The organism is Streptomyces peucetius, from assembly GCF_025854275.1.
In the GTDB taxonomy this organism is placed as follows: Bacteria; Actinomycetota; Actinomycetes; order Streptomycetales; family Streptomycetaceae; genus Streptomyces; species Streptomyces peucetius_A.
This window is the reverse complement of sequence record NZ_CP107567.1, coordinates 1,666,322-1,683,695: the sequence shown is the minus strand read 5'-3', so window position 1 is coordinate 1,683,695 and position 17,374 is coordinate 1,666,322. Positions and strand designations below refer to the sequence as shown.

Sequence of the window (17,374 nt, the reverse complement as noted above, 5' to 3'; positions counted from 1 at the left end):
CGAGGAGCGGAAGCGGATGAGTGAGCAGGGACCGAACCGGCCGAGTGGCAGCGCGGTGGCGCTGAGTGAGGCGTACGACACGGCCCTGCTCGACCTGGACGGGGTGGTGTACGCGGGCGGGGAGGCGATCGCGTACGCCGTCGAGTCGCTGGCGGTGGCGCGCGAGCAGGGCATGCACCTGGCGTACGTCACGAACAACGCGCTGCGCACCCCCGACGTCGTGGCCGGGCATCTGACCGAGCTCGGCATCCCGACCGCGGCCGGCGATGTGATCAACTCCGCCCAGGCGGTGGCCCGGCTGATCTCGGAGCAGGTGCCGGGCGGGTCCCGGGTGCTGGTCGTCGGCGGGGAGGGGCTGAGGGTCGCCCTGCGCGAGCGCGGTCTCGAGCCGGTCGAGTCGGCGGACGACGACCCGGCGGCGGTCGTGCAGGGCTACGGCGGGCCCGAGCTGCCCTGGGGGCGGTTCGCGGAGGCCTGTTACGCGATCGCGCGGGGTGTGCCGTGGTTCGCGTCCAACACCGATCTGACGATTCCGAGCCCGCGGGGCATCGCGCCGGGCAACGGCGCGGCCGTGGAGGTCGTGCGGATCGCCACCGGCGCGGAGCCGCAGATCGCGGGCAAGCCGCTGCCGCCGATGCACAGGGAGACGATCCTGCGTACAGGGGCGAAGCGGCCGCTGGTCGTGGGGGACCGGCTGGACACGGACATCGAGGGGGCGTTCAACGGAGGAGTCGACTCGCTGCTCGTCCTGACCGGGGTCACCGGCGCGGCGCAGCTGCTCGCGGCGGTGCCGCGGCACCGGCCGACCTATGTGGACGCGGATCTGCGGGGCATGCTGGCAGGGCAGCCCGAAGTGGCCGAGGCGGACGGCGTGTTCAGCTGTGGAGGGTGGACGGCTTCGGCGCGCGGCGAGGAACTGGCGCTGGACGGCGAAGGCGAGCCGCTCGACGGGCTGCGCGCGCTGTGCGGGGCCGCGTGGACGAGCGCCGGTGACGGTTCCTGCACGCTCGACGCCGCGAAGGCGCTGGTCCGGCTGGGGTTGTAGAGCCGGCGGCGGGCGGCCACCCAATCGATCAGTGTTGCGAGGGTAGGCTAACCTAACCTCGTGTTGGTCGACAGTCCCCCGAACCGGAGTGCGGAGCCCGTATCCGCACCAGCCACCCCGAAACGGCACGCCCTGCGTGCCATGGGGCTGTTGGTGTCGTGCGGCGTCCTGCTGCTGATCTGCGTCGCGAGCATCGCCGTGGGTGCCAAGCCCGTACCGGTCGCCGATGTGTGGGACGGGCTGTTCCACAACACCGGCACTGGCAACGACGTGATCATCAGGGACGTCCGCCTGCCGCGGACCGTGCTCGGCTTCGTCGCCGGCGCGGCCCTCGGCGCCGCGGGCGCCGTGATGCAGGCGCTGACCCGCAACCCGCTGGCCGAGCCCGGCCTGTTGGGCGTCAGCGCCGGTGCTTCGGCGGCCGTCGTGTCCGCGATCAGCTTCCTCGGTGTCACGTCGCTCACCGGCTACGTGTGGTTCGCCTTCCTCGGCGCCGCCGTGGTCTCCGCCGCCGTGTACGTCCTCGGCGGCAGCCGCGGCGCCACTCCGGTACGGCTCGCGCTCGCCGGTACGGCCGCCACCGCCGCCCTGTACGGCTACATCAACGCCGTCCAGCTGCTGGACGCCGCCGCGCTCGACCGGCTGCGCTTCTGGACGGTCGGCTCCCTCGCCTCCGCCGACATGGAAACCATCAGGAAGATCGTGCCGTTCGTCGCCGCCGGCCTGGTGCTCGCCATGCTGCTGGCCCGGCCGTTGAACGCGATGGAGATGGGCGACGACACCGCCCGCTCGCTGGGCGCGCACCTGACCCGGACTCGCATCCTGTCGATGGCCGCCATCACCCTGCTGTGCGGGGCGGCGACCGCCGCCTGCGGGCCGATCGTCTTCATCGGGCTGATGATCCCGCACCTCGTCCGAGCCGTCACCGGCCCCGACATGCGGTGGATCCTGCCGTACGCCGCGGTCCTGTCCCCTGTACTGCTGCTCGGCGCCGATGTCGTCGGCAGGGTCGTCGCCCGCCCCTCCGAGCTCCAGGTCGGCATCGTCACCGCGCTGATCGGCGGGCCGGTCTTCATCCACCTCGTACGCCGCAAGAGGATGGCCCAGCTGTGAAGGCCGTGAAAGCACTGCGCACGCCCGGCGGGCTCTCCGTACGCGTCGACTCCAGGGCGGCCGGCGTCGTCCTGCTGCTCGCGGCGGTCGCGGCCGCCGTCGCGGTGGTCCTCGTCGGCAGCGGCGACTTCCCGATGTCCTTCGGCGACGTGGTCGCCACCCTCCTCGGAAACGGCACGGCCGCCCAGGAGTTCATCGTCCAGGACGTGCGGCTGCCGCGGGTGCTGGTGGCCCTGCTCGTCGGCGCGTCACTCGCGCTCAGCGGCGCCATTTTTCAGTCGCTGTCCCGCAATCCGCTCGGCAGCCCCGACGTGATCGGCTTCTCGCAGGGATCGACCGTCGGCGCACTCACCGTGATCGTGTTGTTCGGCGGCGGTCCGCTCGCCGTGGCGGGCGGCGCGGTCGCGGGCGGGCTCGTCGCCGGCGTCGCCGTCTACACCCTCGCCTGGAAGCGCGGGGTCCAGGGCTTTCGGCTGGTGCTTGTCGGCATCGGCGTCGCCGCCATGCTCACCGCACTGATCCACTTCCTGATCACCAAGGCGAATCTGGTGGACGCCACCCGCGCCACGCTCTGGATGACCGGCTCGCTCGACGGACGCGACTGGACGCAGGTGCGGCCGCTGACCGGCATATGCGCGGTCCTCATGCCCCTCGTGCTCGCGCACGGACGGCCGCTGCGGATGCTGGAGATGGGCGACGACGCGGCGTACGCGCTGGGGGTGCCGGTCGAACGCACCCGCGTCGTGCTCATGGGCTCCGGCGTGCTGTTCATGGCGGTCGCCACAGCGGCGGCCGGGCCCATCGCCTTCGTGGCGCTCAGCGCGCCGCAGCTCGCACGCCGGCTCACCCGCTCACCGGGACCGAACCTGGCCGCCGCCGCCGTCATGGGCGCGGCGCTGCTCCTCGTCGCCGACTGGATCGCCACCAACGCCTTCGGCGACCGCATGCTGCCGGTCGGTGTCGTCACCGCGGTGCTCGGCGGCGGATATCTGCTCTGGCTGCTCGTCACCGAGCGCAGGGCGGGCCGGATATGACGCCCGACGCGGCCACCGCACAGCGCGCCCCGCACCTCACAGAGAACCCCAGGAGTACGACGACGATGCAGCGCCAGAGCCAGCGCCTCACGACGGAATCGGTCACCCTCGGCTACGACCAGCGGGTCATCGCGGAGGACCTGTCGGTCGAGATACCCGACAACTCCTTCACCGTGATCGTCGGCCCCAACGCGTGCGGCAAGTCGACGCTGCTGCGTGCGCTCTCGCGGATGCTCAAGCCGACGCGGGGGCGGGTGCTGCTGGACGGCCGGGTCATCCACTCGCTGCCGGCGAAGAAGGTCGCCAAGACCCTGGGGCTGCTGCCGCAGTCGTCGATCGCCCCCGACGGGATCACGGTCGCCGACCTCGTGGCGCGCGGCCGCTATCCGCACCAGGGGCTGTTGCGGCAGTGGTCGCCGGAGGACGAACGGATCGTCGAGCAGTCGATGGCCGCGACGCGGGTCGGCGAGCTGGCGGACCGCTACGTGGACGAACTGTCCGGCGGGCAGCGCCAGCGGGTCTGGATCGCGATGGCCCTCGCACAGCAGACGCCGCTGCTGCTGCTCGACGAGCCGACGACGTATCTGGACATCCAGCACCAGCTGGAAGTGCTCGACCTGTGCGCCGAACTGCACGAGACGCAGGGCCGCACGCTCGTCGCGGTCCTGCACGACCTCAACCAGGCCGCGCGCTACGCCACGCACCTCGTCGCGCTGCGCGACGGCAAGGTGGTGGCCGAGGGCGCGCCGGCGGAGGTGGTCACGGCGGAGCTGGTGGAACAGGTCTTCGGCGTGAAGAGCCAGATCATCGAGGACCCGGAGTCGGGGACCCCGCTGGTGATTCCGGCGCGGGCGCGGAGAGGGAGCGGGGTGGGGGTGGGGTGACGGGGCTCGGCCGCTGCGCGGGGCCTGTGCCCCTACCCTCCCCCTACGCCTGGCGGCGTGGGGGGACCCCCACTTCCCGAAACCGGGGCCGGCCCCGGACCCCGGTACCGCGCTTCGCGGGGTGTCCTCAAACGCCGGACGGGCTGATTTCGCGCAGCGAGCGAGCGGCCTCCGGAGGGCTAGAGCAGGGCGCGCAGGCGCAGCAGGTCGAGGAAACTCGCCTCAAGGCGGACCCGCCCCGACGCCCACGCCTTCGCGAAGTTCAGCGAGCCGTCCACCATGGCCACCAGGTCGTCGCCGGTCATCGCCAGCCGGATCTGGGCCTTGTCCCGCGGCGGGCCCTGCACGGTGTCGGTCACGTCGATCCGGCCGTTCTTCAGACGGCCGGCGAACGTGACGTCCAGGTCCGTGATGTGGCAGCTGAGGGATCTATCGAGCGCGGCAGCGCTCCGTACGTCGGGGTTAGCGTTCGCCAGGTTGTCCGAGAGTTTGTCGAGCGCGCCGCGGCACTCCTGCATGGTGACCATCGCCAGCGACGGTACCGCAGGGCTTCGCGGTAGCGTCTGGGCATGAGCGACTCGATGCCCGGACCGGAGCCCGCCGAGCCCGCGGAGCCCGCCGCAGGCCCCGCGGCCCCCGCGCCCCTCGGCGTGCCGCGCGTCCCCACCGGTGACGCCGCTGTCGACGCGCTGCTCGAGCGGCTGGCCGATGTCGACCACCTGGCTGCCGACGGACACCTCGAGGTGTACGAGGATGTACACCGGGGCCTCAGGGACGCGCTGACCGCGCTGGACACCCGTCCGGGGCCCCGGCCGGAATCGCACAACCACAGGAGCTGAACCGCACGTGGCAGGAGTGGCCCGCCGCCGTCTCGACGCAGAGCTGGTACGCCGCAAACTCGCGCGTTCGCGCGAGCACGCGAGCCAGCTGATCGCCGCGGGCCGGGTGACCGTCGACCGCAACACGGCGACCAAGCCCGCCACGCAGGTCGAGACGAGCGCCGCGATCGTCGTCGCGGCCGACGACAGCGACCCCGACTACGTGTCCCGCGGCGGCCACAAGCTCGCGGGCGCGCTCACCGCCTTCATGCCGCTCGGCCTCCAGGTCGAGGGCCGGCGGGCGCTCGACGCCGGCGCGTCGACCGGGGGCTTCACAGACGTGCTGCTGCGTGCCGGCGCCGGGCACGTCGTCGCCGTGGACGTGGGCTACGGGCAGCTCGCCTGGTCACTGCAGAGCGATGAACGCGTGACCGTCAAGGACCGTACCAACGTACGAGAAATGACGTTGGAGACGATCGACGGAGTACCGGTGGACCTGGTGGTGGGGGATCTGTCGTTCATCCCGCTCGGGCTCGTGCTGCCCGCGCTCGTGAGCTGCAGCGCACCCGACGCCGATCTCGTGCTCATGGTCAAGCCGCAGTTCGAGGTCGGCAAGGAGCGTCTCGGCAGCGGGGGAGTGGTGCGCAGTCCCGAGCTGCGGGCCGAAGCCGTGCGGGCCGTCGCGCACCGGGCGGCGCAGCTCGGGCTCGGGGTGCGCGGCGTCACGGCCAGCCCTCTACCGGGACCCTCGGGCAACGTCGAATACTTTCTCTGGCTCAGGGCCGGTGCGCCCGAGCTCGATCCGGCGGACGTCGACCGTGCAGTGGCGGAGGGACCTCGTTGACCACGACATCAGAACCGACACCGGGCACCACCTCGAGACGTACTGTCTTCCTGCTCGCGCACACGGGACGACCGGCGGCGATCCGCAGTGCCGAACTCGTCGTCCAGGGGCTGCTGCGCAGCGGCATCGGCGTACGCGTTCTGGCGGCGGAGGCGGTCGACCTGCCCCTGCCGCCCCTGGTCGAGACCGTGACCGACGCGACGCCCGAGGTCCTCGACGGCTGCGAGCTGCTGATCGTCCTCGGCGGCGACGGGACGCTGCTGCGCGGCGCCGAGTTCGCCCGCGCGTCGGGGGTGCCGATGCTCGGCGTCAACCTGGGGCGCGTCGGGTTCCTCGCGGAGGCCGAGCGCGACGACCTGGACAAGGTCGTCGACCGGGTCGTCACCCGTGCCTACGAGGTCGAGGAGCGGATGACCATCGATGTCGTCGTGCGCAGCAACGGCGACATCGTGCACCAGGACTGGGCGCTGAACGAGGCCGCCGTGCAGAAGGTCTCGCCCGAGCGGATGCTTGAGGTCGTCCTCGAGATCGACGGCCGGCCGGCGACCGGCTTCGGCTGCGACGGCATCGTGTGCGCGACACCGACCGGCTCGACGGCGTACGCCTTCTCGGCCGGCGGGCCGGTGGTCTGGCCCGAGGTGGAGGCGCTGCTGATGGTGCCGATCAGCGCGCACGCGCTGTTCGCGAAGCCGCTGGTGACCTCGCCGCAGTCGGTCCTGGCGGTCGAGGTGCAGCCGCACACACCGCACGGGGTGCTGTGGTGCGACGGCCGCAGGACCGTCGAACTGCCGCACGCGGCGCGTGTGGAGGTGCGGCGGGGCGCCGTGCCCGTACGCCTGGCCCGGCTGCACCACGCGTCGTTCACGGACCGGCTCGTGGCCAAGTTCGCGCTTCCGGTGTCCGGCTGGCGGGGCGCTCCGCACTAGGGACCGTACGGGCGGTGCGGGGCGGTGGATTGCCCGGGAGAGTGAATCGGACGCCGGGGTCCGTCGCACACCGGGCGCCGGACCTCGTATGGTCGTGTCCGTGTTGGAGGAGATGCGGATACGGTCACTCGGGGTCATCGACGACGCGGTTGTCGAGCTGTCGCCCGGTTTCACGGCGGTGACCGGCGAGACGGGCGCCGGCAAGACGATGGTCGTCACCAGCCTGGGGCTGCTGCTCGGCGGGCGCGCCGACCCCGCTCTGGTGCGGATCGGCGCGAAGTCGGCCGTGGTCGAGGGGCGCATCGGTGTGTCTCCCGGCGCCCCGGCGGCGCTGCGCGCGGAGGAGGCCGGGGCCGAGCTCGACGAGGGCACGCTGCTGATCAGCCGGACCGTTTCCGCCGAGGGGCGCTCGCGTGCCCATCTCGGCGGGCGCTCGGTGCCGGTGGGCATGCTGTCGGAGCTCGCCGACGAGCTCGTCGCCGTGCACGGCCAGACCGACCAGCAGGGCCTGCTGCGGCCCGCCCGGCAGCGGGAGGCCCTCGACCGGTACGCGGGCGGCGCCGTCTCCGGACCGCACGCCAAGTACGCGGCCGCGTACCGGCGGCTGCGTGCCGTCAGCGTGGAACTGGACGAGCTGACCACGCGCGCACGCGAACGCGCCCAGGAGGCGGATCTGCTGCGCTTCGGTCTGGGCGAGGTCGCCGCCGTGGAACCGCGTGCCGGGGAGGACGCCGAGCTCGCCGCGGAGGCGGAGCGGCTCGGTCACGCGGAGGCGCTCGCGTCCGCCGCGTCCGTCGCGCACGCCGCGCTCGCGGGCAACCCGGAGGACCCGGAGGTCGTCGACGCCACCACACTCGTCGCGGGCGCGGGACGGGCGCTGGACGCCGTACGGTCCCACGATCCGGCGCTGGCGGCGCTCGCCGACCGGATCGGCGAGATCTCCATCCTGCTCGGGGACGTGGCCGGCGAGCTCGCCGGGTACGCCGACAATCTCGACGCCGACCCGCTGCGGCTCGCCGCCGTGGAGGAGCGGCGGGCCGCGCTGACCCAACTGACCCGTAAGTACGGCGAGGACGTCGCCGCCGTGCTCGCCTGGGCGGAGCAGGGCGCCGCCCGGCTCACCGAACTGGACAGCGACGACGACCGCATCGGCGAGCTCACGGCCGAGCGGGACGCGCTGCGCGACGAACTGTCCGCTCTCGCACAGGCGTTGACGGACGCCCGCACCGAGGCCGCGGCACGTTTCGCCGAGGCGGTGACACAGGAGCTGGCCTCGCTGGCGATGCCGCACGCCCGGGTGTCGTTCGCGATCCGGCAGACCGACGATCCGGAGGGCGTCGAGGTCGGCGGCCGGCGCGTGGCGTACGGGCCCTCCGGGGCCGACGAGGTCGAACTGCTGCTGGCCCCGCACCCCGGGGCCCCGCCGCGGCCGATAGCCAAGGGCGCCTCGGGCGGTGAGCTGTCGAGGGTCATGCTCGCCGTGGAGGTCGTCTTCGCGGGGACCGACCCCGTGCCGACGTACCTCTTCGACGAGGTGGACGCGGGCGTCGGCGGCAAGGCGGCCGTCGAGATCGGGCGCCGGCTCGCCAAGCTGGCGAAGTCGGCGCAGGTGGTCGTGGTGACTCATCTGCCGCAGGTCGCGGCCTTCGCGGACCGGCAACTGCTGGTCGAGAAGACCAACGACGGCACGGTCACCAGGAGCGGCGTGACCGTCCTGGAGGGCGAGGACCGGGTACGCGAGCTGTCCAGGATGCTCGCCGGGCAGGAGAACTCCGAGACGGCCCGCGCCCACGCGGAGGAACTGCTGGCGACGGCACGCGCCGACGGGTAGGCGCGGCGGGTCATGTACGGGCGGGTCGCGTGCGGGCCGGTTCACCCCTGTGAGTGATCCCGATCAGCGCGACCCGTTCCCGTACACAGGCACGACACCCGGACGGTGCCGGACGTCCGTACGGGCTGGCATCCTTGGCGCGTGACACAGCTGCGTACGGTCCAGGTGCTGGGCGGCGGCAGTGCGGGCAGCGGCGCGCACGTCATGTCGCTGGCCTCGGGGCTCGCGGCACGGGGCGTGCGGGTGACGGTGTGCGCCCCCGCCGAGCTCGACCACGTCTACGACTTCGCCGGCGCGCACTTCGCGCCCGTGGCGCGCCGCAGCGACCCGGTGACGGTCGCCGCGTTGCGCGAGGCGTGCGCCGATGCGGACGTGGTGCACGCGCACGGGCTGCACGCCGCCGTACGTGCCGCGCAGGCCCTCGGCGCCCGGCGCAGCCGTGTCCCGCTCGTCGTCACCTGGTACACGAGGTCTCACGACGCGGGCGGCGCACGGGCGGCGGTCCTGGGGCTGCTGGAGCGCAAGGCCGCGCGGTCGGCCACGGTCCTCCTCGGCACATGCTCCGAGCTGGTCGACCGGGCCAGGGCCTGCGGCGCGCGCGACGCCAGGCTCGTACCGGTGACGGCACCTCCGGCACCGTGGGCCCCGGCCGGCGGGGGCGGCAAGCTCCGCGCGGAACTGGGCGTGGTCGAACGCCCGTTACTCCTCGCCGTCGGCGCGCTGGAGCCGCAGCGCGGCTACGGCACGCTGCTCGACGCGGCCCGCGCCTGGAGCGGCCTGGACCCGGCGCCGCTGCTGATGATTGCGGGCGAGGGGCCCGCACGGGAGGCGCTCCGGCGCCGCATCACCGACGAGGAACTGCAGGTCCGGCTGCTGGGCCGCCGTGACGACGTCCCCGAACTGCTGGCCGCGGCGGACGTGGCCGTCCTGCCCTCCCGCTGGGAGGCCCGCTCGCTCCTCGCCCAGGAGGCGTTGCGGCTGGGCGTGCCGCTGGTCGCCACTGCGGTCGGCGGAGTGCCGGAGTTGGTGGGCGACGCGGCGGAGCTGGTGCCGTACGGCGACTCCGTCGCGCTGTCCTCGTCGGTGACACGCCTGCTGGCGGACCCGGCGAGGCGGGAGCGGCTGTCGACGGCGGGCAGGGCGCAGGCGAGGACGTGGCCGACGGAGGACGAGACGGTGGCGCAGGTCCTGAGCGTGTACGACGAACTGACCGCGGGTCACTGACCGCGAACGTTCCCCCTCCCCGCCCCTTCCCGCTGCCCCGACGCGCATCGGGTCAAGCCCCGGCCCCCGGTCCGCCCTCCGACAGGCGACTGGGGGCTCCGCCCCCAGGCCCCGTGTAGGGGCCTTCGCCCCGGGTCCGGCACGGGCTTCGCCCCAGGCACCGTATGGGCTTCGCCCCGGGCCGGGTACGGGGCTTCGCCCCGGGCTGCGTGCCGCCCTGCGGGCGGCGTACCGCGCTTCGCGCGGTGGCCTCAATCGCCGGCCGGGCTGGAAATGCCGCTGCGCGGCAAGCCAGCCCGCAGGGCAACACATCCAGCCCCGCTGGGGGCACCTGCCACGGCTGCCAGGCCGTAGGGAGTTTTAGCCGCGGAGTTCGGGGCGGAGTCTGGTGGGACCGGCATGTTCCAGCCTCGCCGGGGTTTGAGGCGCGGGTTTGGGGGGCGGAGTTCTGGCGGGACCGGCATGTCCAGCACCTGGCGTTTGCGGCCGGGGTTTGGGGGCGGAGCACCGACAAGACGGGCATGTTCCAGCCTCGCCGGGGTTTGAGGCGCGGGGTTCGGGGTGGAGCCCCGATGGGACCGGCAAGTTCCAGCCTCGCCGGCGATTGAGGCGCGGGTTTGGGGGGTGGAGCCCCGACGGGACCGGCAAGTCAGCCTCGCCGGCGATTGAGGCGCGGGGGTCCGGGGGTGGAGCCCCCGGTTGCGGGGAGGGGCGGGCTTGGGGGAGGAAGGCCCGCTCAGCGGGTGTGGCGGCGTGCCCTCAGCGCCACGCTGAGCGCCAGTACCGTCTCCGGGTCCTCCAGATCCGTGCCCAGCAGCTCCCCGATCCGCGCCAGACGGTTGTACAGCGTCTGACGGTTCAGATGCAGCTCCCGCGCGGTCTCCGCCTTACGGCCCGCGTGCGCCAGATACGTCTCGAGCGTGGGCAGCAGCGGCGGCCGTGACGCCGCGTCATGGGCCCGCAGCGGCCCGATCGCGCGGTCGACGAACGCCGCCAGGTCCGGGTGCTCGCGCAGCCGCCACAACAGCAGGTCGATGTCGAGGCGGCGCGCGTCGTACCAGGGCCGGTCGTCCAGGCCCTGCGCCGCGGTCGCCGTCTCCGACGCGTGCCGCAGCGCCGCGCTCGCCGCGGCCCAGCCGCCCGCGGCGGCGATCACGACGACCGGCGGCTGCGCGCCCGCCCGTTCGAGCCCCGCCCGCGCCACACCCGCGCGCAGTGCCCCGGCGACCCGGTCGGCGACGGCGACCCGCTCGGCCTCCGTCCGCAGGCCGACGAGGAGCGGCACACGGCCCTCCACCGGCCGTACGCCGAGCAGCACGGGCACTCCGAGCGACGACAGCTCCTCGGACACGGCGCGGGCCAGCACCGCCCAGTTGCCGGTCGGCGTCAGCTCGGCGGCGAGCCGCATGACCACCGGCAGCAGCGGCCCGGTGCCGGGCTTGAAGCCGAGGACACGGGCCTGGGCGGGCGCGGCCTCCGGGGCGATGCGGCCCTCCGCCAGGTCGGTGAGGAAGTCACCGCGTCCGCGGGCGGCGAGCTCCTCCTCCTGGCGGGCCTGCATGAGGACCACGGCGAGGATGCCGGCCGCCCGCTCCGCCGCCATCCGGTGCACGGGCAGCAGCGGGGAGGAGACGGCCAGCAGCACCAGCCGGGCGCGGACGGCGCCCGCCCCGCGGCCGCCGCCGGGCACGTCGACGAGGACCGCGTTGGCCGGCGGGCCGTCGGGACGGCCCCCGCGCAGGCCCTCCCACACCTGGAGCGGGTCGGCCGGCGCGGATTCGGCCCCCGGCAGGTCGGCGGCGTACAGCAGTTGTCCGTCGGGCGTCTCGAGGAACACCGGGTCGCCGGTGAAGGACGCCAGAATGCCGAGCACCTCCGGCACGCCGCCCCCGCCGAGGAGGGCCTCGGTGCAGCGGCGGTACACCTCCTCGGCCTGCTGGAGCAGCGCGTAGTGGCCGTTGACGATCTCGGTGTGGACCTCTTCCGTCACCGTGACGAACGGCACCTCGCGGTGCAGTTGCACCAGCGGCAGCCCGGCCGCCCGAGCGGCCTCCACGATCGAGGCCGGCAGCCGGGCGAAACGGGGCCCGAGCTCGACGACGAGCGCCGCGATGCCCCGTTCGGCGAGCCGGTGGACGAAGGCTCGCTGCTCGGCCGGGCGGGTACCGAGACCGAGACCGGTCGTGAGCAGCAGCTCGCCGCCCTTGAGCAGCGAGGCGATGTTCGGCACCTCGCCGGCGTGCACCCAGCGCACGGTGCGCTCCAGCCGGTCGGCCCCGGCGAGGACCTCCGGGAGTCCACTGCGGAGCCCGGGCAGATCGAGCGCCCGCCGCACGGTGATGCCGCCCTGCGTTTCCATGGCCGTGGACGCTACCGGGGCGACAGTTCCAAGGACAACAGCGGCTCGCTAGCCGCCGTACGCCCCGGACGCGGTCAGCCGCAGAGCCGTGTCGATCAGGGGGACATGGCTGAACGCCTGCGGGAAGTTGCCCACCTGGCGCTGGAGCCGCGGGTCCCATTCCTCGGCCAGCAGACCGAGGTCGTTGCGCAGGGACAGCAGCTTCTCGAACAGCCGCCGCGCCTCGTCCACCCGCCCGATCATCGCCAGGTCGTCCGCCATCCAGAACGAGCACGCCAGGAACGCGCCTTCGTCGCCGGGCAGACCGTCCACGCCCTCGTGCGAGCCCTCCGTCGGGTAGCGCAGGATGAAGCCGTCGTCGGTGGACAGCTCGCGCTGGATCGCCTCGATCGTGCCGATGACCCGCTTGTCGTCGGGCGGCAGGAAGCCCATCTGCGGGATCAGCAGCAGGGACGCGTCCAGTTCCTGCGAGCCGTACGACTGGGTGAAGGTGTTGCGCTCGGGGTCGTAGCCCTTCTCGCAGACGTCGCGGTGGATCTCGTCACGCAGCTCGGTCCAGCGGTCCAGCGGCCCGTCCGCGTCACCCGACTCGATCAGCTTGATGGTGCGGTCGACGGCGACCCACGCCATCACCTTGGAGTGCACGAAGTGGCGGCGCGGTCCGCGGACCTCCCAGATGCCCTCGTCGGGCTGGTCCCAGTGCTTCTCCAGATAGCGGATCAGCTTCAGCTGGAGCAGGGAGGCGTAGTCGTTGCGGGCGAGGCCCGTCATGTGTCCGAGGTGCAGCGCCTCGGTGACCTCGCCGTACACGTCGAGCTGGAGCTGCTGCGCCGCGCCGTTGCCGACCCGCACCGGGCCGGAGTTCTCGTAGCCGGGAAGCCAGTCGAGCTCCGCCTCGCCGAGCTCGCGCTCGCCGGCGATGCCGTACATGATCTGCAGGTTCTCGGGGTCGCCGGCGACGGCGCGCAGCAGCCACTCGCGCCAGGCGCGGGCCTCTTCGCGGTAGCCGGTGCGCAGGAGCGAGGAGAGGGTGATCGCCGCGTCGCGCAGCCAGGTGTAGCGGTAGTCCCAGTTGCGGACGCCGCCGATCTCCTCCGGGAGGGAGGTGGTCGGTGCGGCGACGATGCCGCCGGTCGGGGCGTACGTCAGGGCCTTCAGCGTGATGAGCGAGCGGACCACGGCCTCGCGGTACGGCCCGTGGTAGGTGCAGTGGTCGACCCACTCGCGCCAGAACTCGGCGGTCGCCTCCAGCGAGCCCTCCGGGTCCGGCAGGGCCGGCGGCTCCTTGTGGGAGGGCTGCCAGCTGAGCGTGAAGGTGATCCGGTCCCCGGGGGCGACGGTGAAGTCCGAGTAGGTCGTGAGGTCCTTGCCGTACGTGTCGGTGTCGGCGTCGAGCCACACCGAGTCGGGGCCGGCGACGCCGACCGTGCGGTTGTCGACCTTGTGGACCCACGGCACGATCCGGCCGTAGCTGAAGCGCATCCGCAGTGCGGAGCGCATCGGCACCCGGCCGGAGACGCCCTCCACGATCCGGATCACCTGCGGCGCGCCGTCACGGGGCGGCATGAAATCGGTCACGCGGACGGTGCCGCGCGGGGTGTCCCACTCGGATTCGAGGATCAGCGAGTCGCCGCGGTAGTTGCGGCGGGTGGCGACCGGCGCCTGGGAGTGTGATCCGTACGCCGGTCCCAGCCGCCAGAAGCCGTGTTCCTCGGTTCCGAGCAGCCCGGCGAAGATGGCCTGCGAGTCGAAGCGGGGCAGGCACAGCCAGTCCACCGTGCCGTCCCGGCAGACCAGTGCTGCGGTCTGCATGTCTCCGATGAGTGCGTAATCCTCGATGCGCCCGGCCACGTGCATCTCCAGTCGAACGGCCACGTCCGCCCCGCGGGGCGCTTGCTGCGATTTCTGCGGTTCCTTGGGGTCAAGAGTCGTCGACGAGCCGCGGCTACCCCAAAAACACCACGCGGGAGGCGTTGCCACAAGCTTGGTGGGGGCGCCGTTTTCCGGGTGACGGTCTGGGGATGGAGGCCGTTCACACGTCCGGCTCGGCAGCGAGTGTCCGAGCAGGATACGACGCACGTCGGCGATCTGTGTGGGTGTCCCGGCAACATGGGTGCGTCGAACGGCCGAGCGGCAGGTGTTCAGCGATGAGCGGTTCCCACACCTGTCGTCACGGTACATCCGTCGGGCCTGCGGGCGCGTGCGGGGGGCGTGACCGGAGGCGACCCCTCCCTGTCGCTGATACCCTGGTACCCCGTGGACCGGTGGCCGCAAGGCACCGAAACCGCAGCGACGGCACCCCCGGATCCGGGTCGGCGGCCGGTACGCACCTCACCTCGCGAGACCACGGGAGCCCCCTCTTGGCGATGCCGCCCGCTGCTTTTCGAAACAGCACAGCCATGACGACCAAGCACATCTTCGTCACCGGGGGTGTCGCCTCCTCCCTCGGCAAGGGCCTCACGGCCTCCAGCCTGGGCGCGCTGCTCAAGGCGCGGGGCCTGCGGGTCACCATGCAGAAGCTCGACCCGTACCTCAACGTCGACCCCGGCACGATGAACCCGTTCCAGCACGGTGAGGTGTTCGTCACCAACGACGGTGCCGAGACCGACCTGGACATCGGCCACTACGAGCGCTTCCTCGACGTCGACCTCGACGGCTCGGCCAACGTCACCACCGGCCAGGTCTACTCGCAGGTCATCGCCAAGGAGCGGCGCGGCGAGTACCTGGGCGACACCGTGCAGGTCATCCCGCACATCACCAACGAGATCAAGTCCCGGATCCGCAGGATGGCGACCGACGACGTCGACGTCGTCATCACCGAGGTCGGCGGCACGGTCGGCGACATCGAGTCGCTGCCGTTCCTGGAGACCGTCCGCCAGGTCCGCCACGAGGTCGGCCGGGACAACGTCTTCGTCGTGCACATCTCGCTGCTGCCCTACATCGGCCCCTCCGGTGAGCTGAAGACCAAGCCGACGCAGCACTCCGTCGCCGCGCTGCGCAACATCGGCATCCAGCCCGACGCGATCGTGCTGCGCGCCGATCGTGACGTGCCGACCGCGATCAAGCGCAAGATCTCGCTGATGTGCGACGTCGACGAGGCCGCCGTCGTCGCCGCCATCGACGCCAAGTCGATCTACGACATCCCCAAGGTGCTGCACACCGAGGGACTCGACGCCTACGTCGTGCGCAAGCTCGACCTGCCGTTCCGCGACGTCGACTGGACGGTGTGGGAGGACCTGCTCGACCGGGTCCACAACCCGGACCACGAGGTCAACGTCGCGCTCGTCGGCAAGTACATCGACCTTCCCGACGCCTACCTCTCGGTCACCGAGGCGATGCGCGCCGGCGGCTTCGCCAACAAGGCCCGCGTCAAGGTCAAGTGGGTCACCTCCGACGACTGCAAGACCCCGGCGGGCGCGCAGAAGCAGCTCGGCGACGTCGACGCGATCGTCATCCCCGGCGGTTTCGGCGAGCGCGGCGTGGACGGCAAGGTCGGCGCGATCCAGTACGCCCGTGAGAACAAGATCCCGCTGCTCGGCCTCTGCCTCGGCCTGCAGTGCATCGTGATCGAGGCCGCGCGCAACCTGGCCGAGATCCCCGACGCCAACTCCACCGAGTTCGACGCGGCCACTTCCCACCCGGTGATCTCCACCATGGAGGAGCAGTTGGCGTACGTCGAGGGCGCGGGCGACCTGGGCGGCACCATGCGCCTCGGTCTGTACCCGGCGAAGCTCGCCGAGGGCTCGATCGTGCGCGAGGTGTACGCGGACGAGCCGTACGTCGAGGAGCGCCACCGCCACCGCTACGAGGTGAACAACGCCTACCGGGCCGAGCTGGAGAAGAAGGCGGGCATCCTCTTCTCGGGAACGTCGCCCGACAACAAGCTCGTCGAGTACGTCGAGTACCCGCGCGAGGTGCACCCGTACCTCGTCGCCACCCAGGCGCACCCGGAGCTGCGTTCCCGTCCGACGCGTCCGCACCCGCTGTTCGCCGGTCTGGTGAAGGCGGCCGTGGAGCGCAAGTCGGGTCACTGACACACAGGCGATACGGTTGGCCGGGGTACGGACCTGTGACGGGTTCGTACCCCGGTTTCCGTTGTGCGGTTGGAAGGACGCTTTTCGATGGCCATCAAGGACATGCCCGAGCACTGGCAGGTCACCGCGACCGCGACGCCGTTCCGGGGCAACAAGACCAGCGTCCGCACCGACGACGTCGTCATGCCCGACGGCACGGTCGTCAAGCGCGACTACCAGGTTCACCCCGGTTCCGTCGCCGTGCTCGCCCTCGACGGCGAGGGCCGGGTCCTGGTGCTCCGCCAGTACCGCCACCCGGTGCGCCAGCGGCTGTGGGAGATTCCGGCCGGGCTGCTCGACGTGCCCGGGGAGAACCCGCTGCACGCCGCGCAGCGCGAGCTGTACGAGGAGGCGCACGTCAAGGCCGAGGACTGGCGGGTGCTCACCGACGTCTACACCACGCCCGGCGGCTGCGACGAGGCCGTGCGGATCTTCCTCGCCCGCGAGCTCTCGGAGGCGGAGGGCGAACGCTTCGAGGTCTCGGAGGAGGAGGCCGACATGGAGCTGGCGCGGGTGCCGCTGGAGGAGCTGGTGCGCGGGGTGCTCGCCGGTGAACTCCACAACACGTGCCTGGTCGTCGGCGTGTTGTCCGCGGTCGCGGCGCGCGGCGGAGAGGGTTTCGACGCGCTGCGCCCCGCGGAGGCGCAGTGGCCCGCGCGGCCGTTCGAGGCGTGAATACCCCGACCGCGCGCCTGATGTGACGATCTGCTGATCCGATCGGGCGACGGCTCCGCCCTGCTCCGCACGGATCGCCGTGGTGCCTGAACTACGCTCGAACCGCCCGCGCGGAGCCCCGCCGGGCTCGGCTCGCACGGCGGACTGGAGCGTGGCCCGTGACGGATCAGGCGCTGGATTTGGACGGCCCCGACCGGTCGGCCCCTCCTGAGCCGGACCACCACGCCGACGTCGCGCCGGACCGGCCGTCTCCCGAAGCCGCGCCCGCCGCCCGCGCCGTGCCGGCGCCGCCCACCCGGGCCCGCTCCGGCACCGGCCCCCGGCCCGGCCTCACCCCGGAACAACACCCCGGCGAGCGCCTCCGCCTCGGCCCCGACGCCCGCGTCTGGCGTGCGGCGGCGGCGGGCGAGGTGCCTTCGGCAGGCCCCGGCGAATCGGCCCTCCGAGCCGCCCCTCGTACGACGGCGGGGGGAACGCCCCCGGCACGATCCGGCGAGTCGGCGGGGCCCACGGCGCCCGTTCTCGGGGTGGCGGGCGAGACGTCCGCG

14 protein-coding genes are annotated in these 17,374 nt (G+C 72.8%); 11 read left to right on the top strand and 3 right to left on the bottom strand.

Annotated features, from left to right (window positions below; genetic code table 11):
* Positions 1 to 16: 16 nt before the first annotated feature.
* The 4 genes from OGH68_RS07735 to OGH68_RS07720 all read left to right on the top strand — a co-directional run bounded on the left by OGH68_RS07735 (position 17) and on the right by OGH68_RS07720 (position 4,076).
* The gene (locus OGH68_RS07735; protein WP_264242585.1) at positions 17 to 1,045 is read left to right on the top strand and encodes an HAD hydrolase-like protein; all 1,029 of its coding nucleotides are present in this window, start codon (positions 17 to 19) and stop codon (positions 1,043 to 1,045) included.
* Between the two features lie 60 nt (positions 1,046 to 1,105).
* Entirely contained in the window at positions 1,106 to 2,158 is a 1,053-nt protein-coding gene (locus OGH68_RS07730) for a FecCD family ABC transporter permease (protein WP_413470948.1), read from the top strand.
* Entirely contained in the window at positions 2,155 to 3,192 is a 1,038-nt protein-coding gene (locus OGH68_RS07725; RefSeq protein ID WP_264242583.1) for a FecCD family ABC transporter permease, read from the top strand. The genes OGH68_RS07730 and OGH68_RS07725 overlap by 4 nt, the downstream gene beginning before the upstream one ends.
* 65 nt (positions 3,193 to 3,257) lie before the next feature.
* Positions 3,258 to 4,076 carry an ABC transporter ATP-binding protein gene (locus OGH68_RS07720; protein ID WP_264242582.1) on the top strand — a complete coding sequence of 273 codons (819 nt, stop codon included), beginning with the start codon at positions 3,258 to 3,260 and terminating at the stop codon, positions 4,074 to 4,076.
* A gap of 179 nt (positions 4,077 to 4,255) precedes the next feature.
* Here the strand turns inward: OGH68_RS07720 and OGH68_RS07715 are convergent, their stop codons facing one another.
* On the bottom strand, positions 4,256 to 4,603 hold the full coding sequence (locus tag OGH68_RS07715; protein ID WP_264242581.1) for an SCP2 sterol-binding domain-containing protein: 348 nt from the start codon (positions 4,601 to 4,603) through the stop codon (positions 4,256 to 4,258).
* A 42-nt stretch (positions 4,604 to 4,645) separates the two neighbouring features.
* Between OGH68_RS07715 and OGH68_RS07710 the strand changes: the two genes are divergently transcribed.
* From OGH68_RS07710 to OGH68_RS07690, 5 genes are all read left to right on the top strand, one after another.
* Positions 4,646 to 4,915 (top strand): hypothetical protein, encoded by a 270-nt coding sequence (locus OGH68_RS07710; RefSeq protein ID WP_264242580.1) that lies wholly within the window; start codon positions 4,646 to 4,648, stop codon positions 4,913 to 4,915.
* Between the two features lie 7 nt (positions 4,916 to 4,922).
* On the top strand, positions 4,923 to 5,738 hold the full coding sequence (locus OGH68_RS07705) for a TlyA family RNA methyltransferase (RefSeq protein ID WP_264242579.1): 816 nt from the start codon (positions 4,923 to 4,925) through the stop codon (positions 5,736 to 5,738).
* Positions 5,735 to 6,664 (top strand): NAD kinase, encoded by a 930-nt coding sequence (locus OGH68_RS07700; protein WP_264242578.1) that lies wholly within the window; start codon positions 5,735 to 5,737, stop codon positions 6,662 to 6,664. The genes OGH68_RS07705 and OGH68_RS07700 overlap by 4 nt, the downstream gene beginning before the upstream one ends.
* A gap of 88 nt (positions 6,665 to 6,752) precedes the next feature.
* Positions 6,753 to 8,495 carry a DNA repair protein RecN gene (gene recN, locus OGH68_RS07695; RefSeq protein ID WP_264242577.1) on the top strand — a complete coding sequence of 581 codons (1,743 nt, stop codon included), beginning with the start codon at positions 6,753 to 6,755 and terminating at the stop codon, positions 8,493 to 8,495.
* A 141-nt stretch (positions 8,496 to 8,636) separates the two neighbouring features.
* The gene (locus OGH68_RS07690; RefSeq protein ID WP_264242576.1) at positions 8,637 to 9,719 is read left to right on the top strand and encodes a glycosyltransferase family 4 protein; all 1,083 of its coding nucleotides are present in this window, start codon (positions 8,637 to 8,639) and stop codon (positions 9,717 to 9,719) included.
* 736 nt (positions 9,720 to 10,455) lie between these two features.
* Here OGH68_RS07690 and OGH68_RS07685 read toward each other — a convergent pair.
* Both OGH68_RS07685 and OGH68_RS07680 read right to left on the bottom strand, forming a co-directional pair.
* Complete coding sequence (locus tag OGH68_RS07685) at positions 10,456 to 12,078, bottom strand: PucR family transcriptional regulator (RefSeq protein ID WP_264242575.1); 1,623 nt, start codon at positions 12,076 to 12,078, stop codon at positions 10,456 to 10,458.
* Positions 12,079 to 12,126: 48 nt separating this feature from the next.
* Positions 12,127 to 13,929: a glycoside hydrolase family 15 protein gene (locus OGH68_RS07680; RefSeq protein WP_264249965.1), complete on the bottom strand. Its 1,803-nt coding sequence runs from the start codon at positions 13,927 to 13,929 to the stop codon at positions 12,127 to 12,129.
* A gap of 548 nt (positions 13,930 to 14,477) precedes the next feature.
* On the opposite strand from OGH68_RS07680, the gene OGH68_RS07675 reads away from it, so the two are divergent.
* Positions 14,478 to 16,112: a CTP synthase gene (locus OGH68_RS07675; protein ID WP_264242574.1), complete on the top strand. Its 1,635-nt coding sequence runs from the start codon at positions 14,478 to 14,480 to the stop codon at positions 16,110 to 16,112.
* An 87-nt stretch (positions 16,113 to 16,199) separates the two neighbouring features.
* On the top strand, positions 16,200 to 16,826 hold the full coding sequence (locus OGH68_RS07670) for an NUDIX domain-containing protein (protein ID WP_264242573.1): 627 nt from the start codon (positions 16,200 to 16,202) through the stop codon (positions 16,824 to 16,826).
* Positions 16,827 to 17,374: the final 548 nt, after the last annotated feature.

What these genes read in the sequence shown, in the direction of transcription:
- OGH68_RS07735 (WP_264242585.1), top strand. Translation starts at nt 17, where the DNA reads ATGAGTGAGCAGGGACCGAACCGGCCGAGTGGCAGCGCGGTGGCGCTG.
- OGH68_RS07720 (WP_264242582.1), top strand. Translation starts at nt 3,258, where the DNA reads ATGCAGCGCCAGAGCCAGCGCCTCACGACGGAATCGGTCACCCTCGGC.
- OGH68_RS07715 (WP_264242581.1), bottom strand. Translation starts at nt 4,603, where the DNA reads ATGGTCACCATGCAGGAGTGCCGCGGCGCGCTCGACAAACTCTCGGAC.
- OGH68_RS07710 (WP_264242580.1), top strand. Translation starts at nt 4,646, where the DNA reads ATGAGCGACTCGATGCCCGGACCGGAGCCCGCCGAGCCCGCGGAGCCC.
- recN (WP_264242577.1), top strand. Translation starts at nt 6,753, where the DNA reads ATGGTCGTGTCCGTGTTGGAGGAGATGCGGATACGGTCACTCGGGGTC.
- OGH68_RS07685 (WP_264242575.1), bottom strand. Translation starts at nt 12,078, where the DNA reads ATGGAAACGCAGGGCGGCATCACCGTGCGGCGGGCGCTCGATCTGCCC.
- OGH68_RS07675 (WP_264242574.1), top strand. Translation starts at nt 14,478, where the DNA reads ATGACGACCAAGCACATCTTCGTCACCGGGGGTGTCGCCTCCTCCCTC.
- OGH68_RS07670 (WP_264242573.1), top strand. Translation starts at nt 16,200, where the DNA reads ATGGCCATCAAGGACATGCCCGAGCACTGGCAGGTCACCGCGACCGCG.